The sequence below is a fragment of the Tessaracoccus sp. genome (assembly GCF_016714275.1).
Taxonomy (GTDB): Bacteria; Actinomycetota; Actinomycetes; order Propionibacteriales; family Propionibacteriaceae; genus Arachnia.
This window is the reverse complement of the sequence record NZ_JADJNP010000005.1, coordinates 14,300-26,175: the sequence shown is the minus strand read 5'-3', so window position 1 is coordinate 26,175 and position 11,876 is coordinate 14,300. Positions and strand designations below refer to the sequence as shown.

Below are 11,876 nucleotides of genomic sequence, written 5' to 3'. Positions count from 1 at the left end.
GCCGTCCCCTCTTCCTTACTTGCCTGCGCCGGCCGTGAGGCCCTCGCGCAGCGGGTTCTGCCCGAAGATGAACACGATCAACGCCGGGATCATCGAGAGCACGACGCCGGCGAGCACCGTCGCGACACTTCCGGTGCCGAGGTTGCCCTGGAGCGAGACCAAGCCGAGCGGCAAGGTGAAGTTCTGTTCGCTGATGGTCATGATCAGCGGACGGAAGAACTCGTTCCAGTGATAGTTGAACGCCAGGATGCCGACGATCGCCAACCCGGGAGTGGCCAACGGCAGGTAAATGCCGAAGAACGTCTTCCACGGGCCCGCGCCGTCGATCTCCGCCGCCTCACCCAACTCCGCAGGCAGACCCATGAAGTACTGCCTCATCAGGAAGGTGCCGAACGCCGTCGGGAGCGCGGGGATGATCAGGGCGAGCAAGGTGTCGGCGAGGCCCATGCCACGGATGATCATGAAGACCGGCACGATGGTCACCTGCATCGGCACCATCATGGTGGCAAGCACCAGGCCGAACAACAGGTTCTTGTTCTTGAACTGGAACCGCGCGAACACGTAGCCCGCCATGGCGGCGCTCAGCATCTGCCCGACGGCGACGAGCAACGTCACCAGGGCGCTGTTCCAGAAGAACAGCCAGAACGGAACCCGGTCGAAGACGTCCTTGAACGCCGAGAACCCGACCATCGTCTCGCCGGTCTCGACGTTCGTCGGCGTCAGAGCCGTGTATGCCGTCCAGACCATCGGGCCGAGCGTCAGGAACGCGCCGAGGGCGAGGAGGAGGTACTTGCCGATCGTGCCCAGCTTGACTGCCGGGGACTTCGTTTCTACTGCTTCGATTGACATAGCCGTTCCCTCACCCGTAGAAGACGTAACGCTGGCTGAGCTTGAACTGGATCGCCGTGACCAACATGATCAGCAGCGTCAGGACGATGCCGATGGCGGAGGCGCCACCGAAGTCGAGCTGCCGGAAGGCCGACTCGTAGATCACCATCACCGCGGTTCTCGTCTCGTCACCGGGCCCGCCGCGGGTGAGCACCCACGGCTGGTCGAAGATCTGCAGCGCGTTGATGATGGCCATGACCGACGCCACGAGCGTCGTCGGGCTGATCAGCGGGATCGTGATGTGGCGGAACTGGGACCAGCCCGTCGCGCCGTCGATCGACGACGCCTCGTAGACCTCCTTGGGGATGCCCGCGATGCCGCCGATGAACAGCAGGAACGTCAGGCCGAAGTTCTGCCAGACGTACACGATCAGCACGACGACCTTCGCCCCGAAGCCGGTGGTCAGCCATCCCACGGGGGCGATGCCGATCCAGCCGAGCACGTGGTTGATCAGGCCGAACTCCTGGTTGAACAGGTAGGCCATGATCAGCGACACCGACGCGGCCGAGAGGATCAGCGGGAAGAACAGCGCGGAACGGAAGAAGTTGCGCAGCCAGCTCGGCATCTTGGACTGGACCAGGAGTGCAAGCAGCAGCGCCACCGCCAACTGGATGACGACGGCGACCGCCACGAACCCGATGGTGTTGAGGAACGACACCCGGATGGTGGGGTTGGTCGCCATGTTCGTGAAGTTGTCGAGTCCGACGAACTCCGGCGCGGTGATGATGTCCCAGCGGAAGAACGCCAGGAGGGTGGAGCCGATGATGGGAAGGAAGTTGAACAGCCCGAGTCCGATCAGCGTCGGGGCAAGGAAGATCCAGATCAGCTTGCTGTTCTTGCGCGACAGCGCGTCACGCTTCGGCCGACCCTTGGTTGCGGTGACAGACATCAGCGTCCTCCCAGTGCGATCTCAAGGTCGCGCTGCATGGTCTCCAAGCCACGCCGGACGCCCGCCTTGCCGTTGGTGATCGTCGAAACGACATTCTTTACCAGAGCCGACTCGACCGCGGCCTGCTGCGGCGGGGCCGGCATCGGGCCGGTGGTGGGGAACTTCTCGAGCGTGTCGTAGAAGACCTCCCAGTGCTTGGGGCCGATCCCGGCGCCATACAGCTTGTCGTTGAGTGTCTTCCTCGGCAGCGAAGAGTCGGGCTTCGGATGGGCGATGGACATGCCGTCGATGGAGACGCAGTACTTGATCCACTGCCACGCCTCCTCCTTGCGCTTCGAGGTCTCCATCATCGCGTAGCCGCCGGCGCCGAACTGGTGCCGCTGGCTGCGCATCTTCGGGAAGAACGTGACGTCGTAGTCCTCGTTCGCGAAGCCGGCGTCGTAGAGGCCCTGCGCCCAGAACCCACCAGCCGCCGTCATGCCGACCGATCCGCGCGAGAACAGCGCGACGAGCTCGTTGCCGCCGCCCTGCGCGGGGTTGGCGGCCAGCCGCTCCTCCACCAGGGCCTGCAGCACCTCGAAGCTCTCGATCGTCTGCTCGTGGAGCGCGTTGGCGCCCTCCCACAGGTAGCCGCCGCCGCGCGGCGCCTCGTTGGGGTAGAACCGGTCCCACAGCCACTCACCGCCGGGCGCCTTCTCCTCGGTGAGGAAGCTGGTGTCGTTGATGTAGAGCCACGGCACGACGCCACCCCAGAGCCGGTTGTTCCAGAAGTACGGGAGGAAGTTGCCTTCCGCGCCGTCCTTCATGGCCCGGGCGAGGGTGAAGAAGTCGTCGATGGTCCAGTTGTCGTCCGGGCGCCCCATGCCGGAGCGCTCGAGTGCCTTCGTGTTGTAGAACACGTTCGCGGCGTTGAAGTTGTCCGGGAGTTGGAAGAGGTTTCCCTTGTAGAGGAAGGCCTCGATCAGCGACGGGTGCACGTCGTCGAAGTACTCCTGCATATCGGCCGCGTCGCGCTGGACGTACTCGTCGATGGGATGCGCCATCCGCGAGGCGAAGAGCTGAGTGCCCTCCGTTGCCACGGTCACGACGTCCGGCGGTGTACCCGCCGCGATCATCGTGAGGATCTTGGCGAAGTAATCGCCCCAGTCCTGGCCTTGGATGGCCACGATCCGGACGGCGATGTTGGGGTGCAGGGTCTGGAAGCCGTCGACGAGTCCCTGACGTGCGGCCGCGTCCTGCTGCGTTCCGAACAACGCGACGGTCAGTGCGTCGTCGCGGCGCCCGGGGATGTCGCCTCCCGTGAGTCGTGGCCAGGAAATCGCTGTTCCGACCGCGCCGAGCCCGGCCAGTCCTATGACTGCCCTGCGACTTAGGTCAACCACCTTGTTTCCTCCTTCGTTGGAGACCCGGCCCATAGTGCCGGTGGGTCTTGCTGAACAGCTAAATGCATTCAGCACGCTGAAACTAGCAGTCTGCGCGAACACTGGTCAAGGGTCTCCCTGCGGAAACACACGCGTAGGCTGTGAGCCGAATTCCAACGGAGAGGGGTACCCATGCCTAAGCCCGCGCGGCGCCCCACTCTTGCCGACGTCGCGGCCGCTTCGGGCATGTCGAAGTCGGCCGTCAGCATGATCCTCAACGAGCGTCCCGGCTCGCGGCTGTCCTCCGAGGCGACGACGCGGGTGCGCGCGGCCGCGGACGCCCTCGGCTACCGCCCGAACCCCGCAGCGCAGAGCCTCCGCTGGGGCAAGACCCGCACGATCGGCTTCATCTCCGACAGCGTCACCATCACCCGGCTCGCGACGGGGATGATCCGCGGCGCGCTGCACACCGCGCGCACCCACGGACACACCGTGCTCATGGCGGAGACCGAGGGCAACCCCGCGCAACTCGTCGACGGCGTCGCCTCCATGCTGCACCAGCGTGTCGACGGCATCGTCGTCGCGCTGATGCAGGCGCGGCTGATCGCCCTCCCCCACATCCCGGACGACGTGGCGGTGGTGATAGCGAACGGCACGACCCCCGGCGACCACCCGAATGTGCTGCCTGCCGAGTACGCGGCCGGACGGGGCATGGCCGACATCCTCGTCCGCGCCGGGCACACGAGGATCGGCGTCGTCGGCGAGCTGGAGAACGCAGATGACCCGCTCGTTTCGGTGACCATCCCCCAGCGCTTCGAAGGGATCTACGACGCGCTCGGCGACGTCGGCATCTTTCCGGAGCGGACGACGCTGCCTGCCTGGAACCCGAAGACGGGCTACGCCGCCGCCCTGCGGATGCTGACCGCCCACCCGGATCTCACCGCAATCATCTCCTGCACCGACGGCGTCGCCATGGGCGTGTACCAGGCCGCGCACGAACTGGGTCTGGAGATCCCCCGCGATCTCTCCGTGGTGTCGTTCGACGACGAGGAACTCGCCACCTTCCTGCGTCCCGGCCTCACAACGGCGCGGCTGCCGTACATCGACATGGCGCGTTCGGCCACCGAGATGATCCTCGGCCTCCGCGACCTGACGCACGAGGTGCTGCCCATGCCGCTGATCACCCGCGACTCCGTGCGGGTGATCTCGTAGGGCGTTGTGCCCCCAGCGGGGCTCGAACCCGCGACCCATGGATTAAAAGTCCACTGCTCTACCGACTGAGCTATAGGGGCGGTGTCGAGTGTAGCGGCGCGTGGCACTGTAGGGGCATGGATTTCTGGGGCTGGTTCCTGCTCGCGGTCGTCGTCGGCGGCGGGTTGCTCGCAGCCGCCGTCCTCGCCGACAGGCGCGCCCGACGGCGCGAGTCCGGCGAAGGCGAGCCCGCCCCGGAGCGCGGGATCCCCGCCGTCGACTCCCAAGTCCCCGCCTACATCACCCAGGACGAGGTCGATGCCTTGCCCGCGCCCGGGCGCGGAGTCGCCGGCGACCTGTCCCACAAGGGCGAGGGCTTCGGGTTCGGTCACGCACACCCGGACTTCGCGACCCAGACCTCCGGCGCCGACTGCCCTAATCCACGCATCCTCGTTGTCGACGGCGAGATCGACGCGATGCGCCAGCTGTTCGTCCCTCTCTCCACGGCAACCGCGGAGGTGCCGCTCGTCGTCGTCGCGGCCGGCTTCGCCGACGACGTCCTGACCACGCTGGCCGCCAACCGCCGCGCCGTCGGCCTCTCCGTCGTCGCCGCGGTCGCAGGCCCCAAGGACCGGCGCCGACTGGCCGAGCTGACAGGCGCCGAGCAGCTCACGCCGGAGGATCTCCGCGCCGGCTACGTCCCTGAGCAGGCCTTCGGTCGCGCCGCCCGATGGACGAGCACGCTCCGCGCATCGTGGGTCGCCCCTGCCCTGGTCCGCTGACACCAGCATCGCCGCTCGGCACCCCGCCTATGGCTCAGCTGAGCGAACCTCCGCAGATTTGCGTACGCGACCCGGCCCGAGGGTGTCCGCAAACCCTCAACCTCGAACCTCAACCTGGGGGGTAAACCTCAAGGTCGACTTGAGGCGGATCGAAACTGAGAGGATCGACCCAGGCCCTCTCCGACGAAAGTACGAGCCGCGACCTTGGGGCCTCGGGATAAACCCCTAGTCAACCCGTAGTCAACGCCACTCATGACCCTGAAAATCACACAAATGTGGTTTTCAGCTTCCCCGGGCGTTTCACCTGACCGGCTCTCAGGCAACTCTCAACGTCGCCGTTGCTGACCACCCTCCGCCCTTCTTACTGTCCACCGGAAGGGGGACGTGCCGGGGTCACCCGACCCGGGGAAGCGGCACGTCCCTCATTCAGTTCAACGAGGAGAGACGTGAGAAACGCAGTCAAGGGCATCCGGGGGGCTGCCGCCGCCATGGGGCTGGCGATCCTGGTCCAGGGACTCGGCACTCTCGCCGCGGGTCCACTCGCGGACGCGGGCACCTCGCCGGTGACCGCCACGGCGCGCGTGCATGTGCGCTCCGGCCCCTCCACCTCCTCCTCGAGCCTCGCGGTCCTCTCCGTCGGCGATTCGCTCCCGTCGAAGGGCAGCTCAAACGGCTGGACGAAGGTCACCTACAAGGGCAAGACCGCCTACGTATACAGCCAGTACCTGAAGGGCTCCTCCTCGAACTCCGGTTCCGTGTCGGACTCGGCGGCGAAGGGCACCCGCTACGCCACGGCGAACCTGAACCTCCGCACCGGTGCGTCTCTCCGCGACTCCGTGTCGAGGGTCGCGTCGAAGGGCACGAAACTCACACTGACCGGCAAGGTCAGCGGCAACTACGCGCAGGTGACCTACAACGGCAAGACGCTCTGGGCGTCGCTCAGCTACCTGTCCGAGAGCACGCCGAGCACCGGCTCCTCCCTTCCGAAGGTGACGGGGCAGAAGCGCGGCACGACGGCGCTAATGATCCGCACGACCTCGACGAGCGGGTTCGCGAGCCTCGGCGATGCACCCAAGGGCACCATCTTTGACGTCACAGGCAAGACCTCCCGCGGGATGGCGCAGATCGTCTGGATGGGCGCGGTCCGCTGGGTGAATGCCGCATACCTGGTCAACGTGGGCAGCAAGACCGACGCCCCCTCGGCGCCGTCGACGCCCAAGACGTCGACCCAGTACGCGACGACGGTCCTCAACATCTGGAAGTCCAGCACAGGCACCTCCCACAGCGGTGAGTTGCCCCGAGGCGCCGTGGTCAAGGTGACCGGAACCGTGAAGGACGGCCGCGCGCAGATCGTGCACAACGGTGCGACAAGGTGGGTGACGGCCCGGTACCTCTCCGCAAGCAAGCCTTCTTCCGGGAGCGCTTCGAGCGGCAGCGGCGATAGCCTGAACCGCGGCTGGTCGAGCGGCCTCGACAAGGCCAACGCGAACGTCCAGGCAATCGCCCGCGACGTCTGGGACCGCTTCCCGCAGATCAAGACGCAGTACGGCTGGCGCCGCGACGTCACCCCTGATCATCCCGCCGGACGCGCCGTCGATGTGATGATCCCGGGCTACAAGTCGAACCAGGACCTGGGCTGGGAGATCGCCAAGTACTACCGCGTCAACGCCAAGAAGTTCAACATCAACTACATCATCTTCGGGCAGAAGATCTGGTCGGTGCAGCGCAACGGCGAGGGCTGGCGCTCGATGTCGGACCGCGGCGGCGACACCGCCAACCACTACGACCACGTCCACATCAACACCTACGGGTAGGCCCAGACACCCGAAACTTCGAGCGTGATCCGCTGCTCATTGCGCGAGACTCAACGTTGTCAGCAGACGATGCCGACGACGACGTTGCCCGGCGAATCCTGCTAGCATTCCTTCCGGCGCCCAGCCCCTGGCTTGGAGCAAGACGGCACCAGCCCCTATGCTGGTGCGCGCTGGTCCCCATCGTCTAGCGGCCTAGGACTCCGCCCTTTCACGGCGGCAGCACGGGTTCGAATCCCGTTGGGGATGCGACGTCTTCTCCCCCTCCAGGGAGCAGGCAAACCGGTGGCGACAAGGGCTTATGACGGATGTGACAAGCTCAGCGGAGTCACGCTATAGTTACCGGGCTGGCTTGGCCAGCAGGTCAAGAAATTGGCCCCGTAGCGCAGTTGGTTAGCGCGCCGCCCTGTCACGGCGGAGGTCGCGGGTTCGAGTCCCGTCGGGGTCGCTCGGTCAGACAGATATGTCAGACCACGGCCAGGTAGCTCAGTTGGTACGAGCGTCCGCCTGAAAAGCGGAAGGTCGCCGGTTCGACCCCGGCCCTGGCCACCCGCCTTCGTTGTTCACACCACCGCCGTCGGCGGACCGGCGCGATTCCACAGTAATCTCCTGTTTCCGCGAGCCGCAACACGTATCATCTCATCGAACCACCGCTCCACGGCATCGTCGACCACAGGGGCGCAATCCGACCCGACATGGACCGGCGGGTCCCGACGAATGGAGAGCACGACCTCACCGAGTCACGGGATGACCGCCGCGCCGCGCATCGTCGTCCTCGGCGCCACTGGCTACACAGGTGACCTCACCGCCCGCAGCCTCGTTCGCCAAGGGGCCCGCCCGGTGCTCGTTGGCCGCAACCCAGCTCGGCTTGCGGCACTCGCAGCTGATCTCGGAGGTCTCGACACAGCGACCGTCGACATCGAAAAGCCCACCACGCTTCGAGCCGTGCTGCACGAAGGCGACATACTCATCAGCGCCGTGGGACCGTTCCTCAAATACGGTCGCACCGCCGTCGAAGCAGCAGCTGAGATCGGCGTGCACTACTTCGACTCCGCGGGCGAGGGCCCGTTCATTCGCGAGGTCTTCGAGCGTTGGGGCCGGTGGCGGAGCGCAACGGAGCCGGTCTGGTCCCCGCGTTCGGCTACGACTACGGTCCCGGTGCTTACGCCGCCGCCGCGGCGCTCGACGAAGCGGGCGATGAGGCGACAGCCGTCGACATCGCCTACTTCGCGCCCGGCTTCGTTCCCAGCGGAGGCAGCCAGGCCACCGCGGTCAGGGTCGTGGTCGAAGGGGCTACGCGTTTCGTGAAGGTCGCATCCAGGCCGAGCGACCGGGCCGCTGGACGAGACGCTTCACCGTCGACGGCCGGCCCCTGCTGGGCGCGTCGGTTCCCGCTGCCGAACAGTTTGGGCTCCCCCAGACCTATCCCGGCCTACGAGATGTCACAGAGTTCCTCGGATTCCCGCGAGGCGCGGCCCGCTCCCTCGCCATCAGCTCGCGACTGCTCGGCCCCGTTCTGCACATGGGCGCGCTCAAGCGAGGGCTGACAGCCATCGCCGACCGGATGATGACGGGATCGACCGGCGGACCCGATGCGCACAGCCGGGCCCAGGCCAGGTCGGCGGTGGTTGCCGTCGCACGATCACCCCATCGCGAACTGGCACGGGTCACCCCTGGCCGGGCCTGATCCGTACGAGGTCACCGCCGACCTCCTCGCTTGGGGAGCTAGGACCGCCGTCCAAGACGGCCTCCACGGCGTCGGCGCGCTCGGTCCGGTGAAGGCCTTCGGCGTCGACGGACTCGAACGGGCCTGTACGACGGCGAGCCTCATACGCGGACAGTGCCCTCGAAGTTCCGGCACGAGACCCCGCTCATCGGTAGCCTGAAAGCCTTGCGGGCGGACCCACCGCTCGTGAGACCCCTGGGTGACGCCGACGATGAGCGGTCGACGTGGCCTCCGGGTTTTTCAGAAGCACCTACGGAGGCCCGGACAGTGATTCCCTCAGAGTCCCACGACATGGTGCGCATCTCCGCGGGCGCATTCCTGATGGGGTCCGCCGACTTCTACGCCGACGAAGGCCCGGTGCACGCGCGCCGGGTCGATGCCTTCTGCTCGACCGTGCCCCCGTGACGAACGCACAGTTCGCGAGGTTCGTCGCGGACACCGGCCACGTCACGGTCGCTGAACGCTCCCCGACCCCGCCGACTTCCCGGCGCCGACGCCGCCGACCTCGTTCCGGGATCCATGGTCTTCACCCCAACCGACGGCCCTGTCGACCTGCGCGACTGGCGCCACTGGTGGCGGTGGCAGCCCGGGGCGTCGTGGCGAGCGCCGTTCGGCCCGGCTCCTCCGCCGACGACAGGCACCCCGTCGTGCACGTCGCCTACGCCGACGCCCGCGCCTACGCCGACTGGGCCGGTCTCCGTCTGCCCACGGAGGCCGAGCACGAGTACGCGGCCCGTGGCGGCCGCGACGGGCTGCGATTCGCCTGGGGCGACGAGCCCTACCCCGACGGCGTCGCGCAGGCCAACACCTGGCTGGGGCGGTTCCCGTACCAGAACCTGGGCGTCGGCGGGACGTCGCCCGTCGGCACCTACCCCGCCAACGGCTACGGCCTCTTCGACCTCATCGGCAACGTGTGGGAGTGGACGACCGACGTCTACACGCCGCGGCACCGCCCACCGGACGAGGTCGTCGTCCACCCCGAAGGACGGCCGAATCTGCTCGCTCCCCGCCCGCCACGACACCCCGCCGCGTCCTGAAGGGCGGATCGTTCCTCTGCTCGCCGGACTACTGTCTGAGGTTCCGGCCGGCCGCGAGGTCGGCACAGACCGAGGATTCGGGCATGTCACATGTGGGCTTCCGCTGCGCGCGCGACGCCTACTCGGCGTAGCAGCGCAGGAAGCGCGCGTACTCCTGAACACCTCGGCCCGGACCGACGGCGCGGACAGCACCAGATCGTGCAGCGCGTCGGCGAACCGGGCGATCACGATCAACCGGCCCATGCCGTCGGCGCGCGAGACGATCCGCTCGACGTCGAGGACGGTGTCGGCCTTCGTGAGCGCCTCGTCCCACTTGCGGCGGAAGTCGCTGCGCTCCGAGACACCGACGAAAACGGGGCAGTCGATGTCGAGCCCCGAGGCGACGACGGCGTGGCCCGCGAGGATCGCGGCGAGCCAGCCGAAGCGCAGCAGAAACGCGGGGTCCCCTTGAGGTTGTGGTTGTAGACCCACTCCCCGTCCTGGTCCGCGGCGATGGACCGACGATAGTGGCCGATCTCGGAGGCCGGGAGGGACGACGTCGGCGCCACGGCCCGCATGGCCGTGAACACCGGCTGCGTCGCGGGGCGCAGCACCGAGTTCCCCTGCAACTCGAGCCACGGCGAGTGCAGGATCACGGCGGCAAAGGTGCCTGGGCGCGCGTTGGCGTGCAGGGAGCCGACCAGTCCGCCCGTCGAGTGGCCCATGAACACGATGCGGTCGTGACCCTCGGCGCGGAGCTGCTCGACGGCCAGGTCCAGTTCGACGAAGTAGTGCGTCAGGTCCGCGACGTAGCCGGCGAGCTGCTTAGGCCACAGCGAGCGGCCGTAGCGGCGAGGTCGAGCGCGTAGAAGTCGTAGCCGGGGCCATCGATCTCGTCAGCCAGGTGCGTCTGGAAGAAGTAATCTTTCCAGCCATGGAGGTAGAGCAACGCGGAGGGATATCGAGGGGCGTCGTGGCGCACGAGTGTCGCCACCAGCGAGTTCTCAGGCTCCAGGGCGTACGTCGGCTCCTCGGGCAGCAGGAAGACCAGCTGCTCGTAACCGTCAAGCTCCGTATCGGGCGACCACTCACCCATGACTACCGGGACGCACCACCAGGGCTATGACGAGGCGCGCTCGTCGTCTTCGTCCTCGTAGTCCGCGTACTGCTCAACGAGGTCGGCGTAAGGGTCAGGGATGTCCTCAACCTCGACGTACTCCCCGTAGGGTCGCTGCGGAGCTCACGCTCCAGAGATGCGAAATCGGTGTCCACCGCGCGATACTTCAAATCGCGGGCCACCCTCGTCTGCTTCGCCTTTGCACGGCCGCGCCCCATATCGGGTCGACCCCTTGCCTTGTGTCCCTCGCGGCCTTGCCGCGGGATCTTCAACCAACTCGTGGGGTACAGGCTACCCAATCCACGGAATTACGCCAAAGCCCTGGTCACCTCCTGGTCACGCGGCGCGCGACGGCCCGAGCTGCGCGGTGGGGACGTCCTTCGTCTCCCTCGCGGTAGGCGCGCTGACGGTCGCGACAAGGCAGATCGTGGCGGTGAACGCCGAGATGACGACCCATCCGCCCTCTCGCACTCCGCCCAGCCACGCAACGATCGACGGCGCGAAGCCGGCCATCAGGAAGCCCAGCTGCGTGCCGATCGCCATGCCGGAGAACCGGACCTTCGTGCTGAACATCTCGCCGTAGAACGACGGCCACACCGCGTTTGCTGCGGCGTATCCGCACGAGAACGTCACGACCGCCAACGCGAACGTCTGGATCACGTTGCCCGAGCTCATCGACAGCAGGTAGAACGGCATGAACACCGCCGACGACACGGCCCCGTAGATGAACACCGGCTTGCGTCCGATCCTGTCCGCCAGGATCGAACAAGGGCTGCGTGACGAGCGCGCCGATGTTGGCCGCGACCACGAGCCGCAGCGTGAGCGACTCGCGCAGCCCGACCTCCTTGCCGTAGGCCAGCGCGAGTTCCCGAACACCGTCGAAACGGCGGCGATGAACGCGCAGCAGATGACGCGCAGGACGTCGCGCCAGTGGTTGGTCATCAACGCGACGAACGGCAGCTTGGCGATTTCGCCGTCCTTCTTCGCGTCCTCAAACGCCGGGGTCTCGTGCAGGCTGCGGCGGATGTAGAGAACGCCACGAGCACGACGACCGCGCTCAGCCAGAACGGAAGGCGCCAGCCCCAGGTGTGCCAA

General features: G+C 67.1%; 14 protein-coding genes, 4 tRNA genes and 2 pseudogenes. 12 read left to right on the top strand and 8 right to left on the bottom strand.

The window, feature by feature from the left end:
• Positions 1 to 15: 15 nt before the first annotated feature.
• Genes IPJ61_RS18240 through IPJ61_RS18230 form a run of 3 tightly spaced genes read right to left on the bottom strand, consistent with a single transcriptional unit; the run spans position 16 to position 3,159 of the window.
• Entirely contained in the window at positions 16 to 849 is an 834-nt protein-coding gene (locus IPJ61_RS18240) for a carbohydrate ABC transporter permease (RefSeq protein ID WP_297111139.1), read from the bottom strand.
• Positions 850 to 859: 10 nt separating this feature from the next.
• Positions 860 to 1,777 carry a carbohydrate ABC transporter permease gene (locus tag IPJ61_RS18235; RefSeq protein ID WP_297111137.1) on the bottom strand — a complete coding sequence of 306 codons (918 nt, stop codon included), beginning with the start codon at positions 1,775 to 1,777 and terminating at the stop codon, positions 860 to 862.
• On the bottom strand, positions 1,777 to 3,159 hold the full coding sequence (locus tag IPJ61_RS18230; RefSeq protein ID WP_297111134.1) for an extracellular solute-binding protein: 1,383 nt from the start codon (positions 3,157 to 3,159) through the stop codon (positions 1,777 to 1,779). The genes IPJ61_RS18235 and IPJ61_RS18230 overlap by 1 nt, the downstream gene beginning before the upstream one ends.
• Before the next feature lie 171 nt (positions 3,160 to 3,330).
• On the opposite strand from IPJ61_RS18230, the gene IPJ61_RS18225 reads away from it, so the two are divergent.
• Positions 3,331 to 4,350, top strand: coding sequence for a LacI family DNA-binding transcriptional regulator (locus IPJ61_RS18225; RefSeq protein ID WP_297111132.1), 1,020 nt, complete (start codon positions 3,331 to 3,333; stop codon positions 4,348 to 4,350).
• Between the two features lie 7 nt (positions 4,351 to 4,357).
• Here IPJ61_RS18225 and IPJ61_RS18220 read toward each other — a convergent pair.
• A tRNA-Lys gene (locus IPJ61_RS18220) sits at positions 4,358 to 4,430 on the bottom strand.
• Between the two features lie 36 nt (positions 4,431 to 4,466).
• Between IPJ61_RS18220 and IPJ61_RS18215 the strand changes: the two genes are divergently transcribed.
• The 10 genes and pseudogenes from IPJ61_RS18215 to IPJ61_RS18170 all read left to right on the top strand — a co-directional run bounded on the left by IPJ61_RS18215 (position 4,467) and on the right by IPJ61_RS18170 (position 10,150).
• Positions 4,467 to 5,111, top strand: coding sequence for a TCP-1/cpn60 chaperonin family protein (locus IPJ61_RS18215; RefSeq protein WP_297111129.1), 645 nt, complete (start codon positions 4,467 to 4,469; stop codon positions 5,109 to 5,111).
• Positions 5,112 to 5,557: 446 nt separating this feature from the next.
• A complete protein-coding gene (locus IPJ61_RS18210; protein WP_297111126.1) occupies positions 5,558 to 6,925 on the top strand; it encodes an SH3 domain-containing protein in 1,368 nt (455 codons plus the stop codon).
• 173 nt (positions 6,926 to 7,098) lie between these two features.
• A tRNA-Glu gene (locus IPJ61_RS18205) sits at positions 7,099 to 7,171 on the top strand.
• Between the two features lie 125 nt (positions 7,172 to 7,296).
• Positions 7,297 to 7,370: transfer RNA gene (locus IPJ61_RS18200), tRNA-Asp, on the top strand.
• 27 nt (positions 7,371 to 7,397) lie between these two features.
• Positions 7,398 to 7,471, top strand: a tRNA-Phe gene (locus tag IPJ61_RS18195).
• Between the two features lie 168 nt (positions 7,472 to 7,639).
• Positions 7,640 to 7,921: pseudogene (locus tag IPJ61_RS22390) on the top strand (saccharopine dehydrogenase NADP-binding domain-containing protein); the annotation flags it as partial.
• A gap of 101 nt (positions 7,922 to 8,022) precedes the next feature.
• On the top strand, positions 8,023 to 8,469 hold the full coding sequence (locus tag IPJ61_RS18185; protein ID WP_297111120.1) for a saccharopine dehydrogenase family protein: 447 nt from the start codon (positions 8,023 to 8,025) through the stop codon (positions 8,467 to 8,469).
• Between the two features lie 580 nt (positions 8,470 to 9,049).
• Entirely contained in the window at positions 9,050 to 9,685 is a 636-nt protein-coding gene (locus IPJ61_RS18180; protein WP_297111117.1) for an SUMF1/EgtB/PvdO family nonheme iron enzyme, read from the top strand.
• Positions 9,568 to 9,816, top strand: a complete 249-nt coding sequence (locus IPJ61_RS18175; RefSeq protein WP_297111114.1) for an SUMF1/EgtB/PvdO family nonheme iron enzyme — start codon at positions 9,568 to 9,570, stop codon at positions 9,814 to 9,816. Before IPJ61_RS18180 ends, IPJ61_RS18175 begins: the two co-directional genes overlap by 118 nt.
• Positions 9,817 to 9,883: 67 nt before the next feature.
• The gene (locus IPJ61_RS18170; RefSeq protein WP_297111111.1) at positions 9,884 to 10,150 is read left to right on the top strand and encodes a hypothetical protein; all 267 of its coding nucleotides are present in this window, start codon (positions 9,884 to 9,886) and stop codon (positions 10,148 to 10,150) included.
• 50 nt (positions 10,151 to 10,200) lie between these two features.
• Here the strand turns inward: IPJ61_RS18170 and IPJ61_RS22385 are convergent.
• The 4 genes and pseudogenes from IPJ61_RS22385 to IPJ61_RS18150 form a co-directional block, all read right to left on the bottom strand.
• Positions 10,201 to 10,437, bottom strand: a pseudogene (locus IPJ61_RS22385) (alpha/beta hydrolase); the annotation flags it as partial.
• Positions 10,438 to 10,460: 23 nt separating this feature from the next.
• Complete coding sequence (locus IPJ61_RS18160) at positions 10,461 to 10,760, bottom strand: hypothetical protein (protein WP_297111105.1); 300 nt, start codon at positions 10,758 to 10,760, stop codon at positions 10,461 to 10,463.
• Positions 10,761 to 10,762: 2 nt separating this feature from the next.
• Positions 10,763 to 10,999, bottom strand: coding sequence for a DUF3073 domain-containing protein (locus tag IPJ61_RS18155; protein ID WP_459251314.1), 237 nt, complete (start codon positions 10,997 to 10,999; stop codon positions 10,763 to 10,765).
• Positions 11,000 to 11,117: 118 nt separating this feature from the next.
• A complete protein-coding gene (locus IPJ61_RS18150) occupies positions 11,118 to 11,513 on the bottom strand; it encodes an MFS transporter (RefSeq protein WP_297111102.1) in 396 nt (131 codons plus the stop codon).
• On the opposite strand from IPJ61_RS18150, the gene IPJ61_RS18145 reads away from it, so the two are divergent.
• The gene (locus tag IPJ61_RS18145) at positions 11,506 to 11,811 is read left to right on the top strand and encodes a hypothetical protein (protein WP_297111099.1); all 306 of its coding nucleotides are present in this window, start codon (positions 11,506 to 11,508) and stop codon (positions 11,809 to 11,811) included. The two genes, IPJ61_RS18150 and IPJ61_RS18145, sit on opposite strands and share 8 nt — an antisense overlap.
• Positions 11,812 to 11,876: the final 65 nt, after the last annotated feature.

Coding starts and splice junctions, on each gene's coding strand:
- IPJ61_RS18240 (WP_297111139.1), bottom strand. CDS start 849: ATGTCAATCGAAGCAGTAGAAACGAAGTCCCCGGCAGTCAAGCTGGGC.
- IPJ61_RS18235 (WP_297111137.1), bottom strand. CDS start 1,777: ATGTCTGTCACCGCAACCAAGGGTCGGCCGAAGCGTGACGCGCTGTCG.
- IPJ61_RS18225 (WP_297111132.1), top strand. CDS start 3,331: ATGCCTAAGCCCGCGCGGCGCCCCACTCTTGCCGACGTCGCGGCCGCT.
- IPJ61_RS18215 (WP_297111129.1), top strand. CDS start 4,467: ATGGATTTCTGGGGCTGGTTCCTGCTCGCGGTCGTCGTCGGCGGCGGG.
- IPJ61_RS18160 (WP_297111105.1), bottom strand. CDS start 10,760: ATGGGTGAGTGGTCGCCCGATACGGAGCTTGACGGTTACGAGCAGCTG.
- IPJ61_RS18155 (WP_459251314.1), bottom strand. CDS start 10,999: ATGGGGCGCGGCCGTGCAAAGGCGAAGCAGACGAGGGTGGCCCGCGAT.
- IPJ61_RS18145 (WP_297111099.1), top strand. CDS start 11,506: ATGAACACCGGCTTGCGTCCGATCCTGTCCGCCAGGATCGAACAAGGG.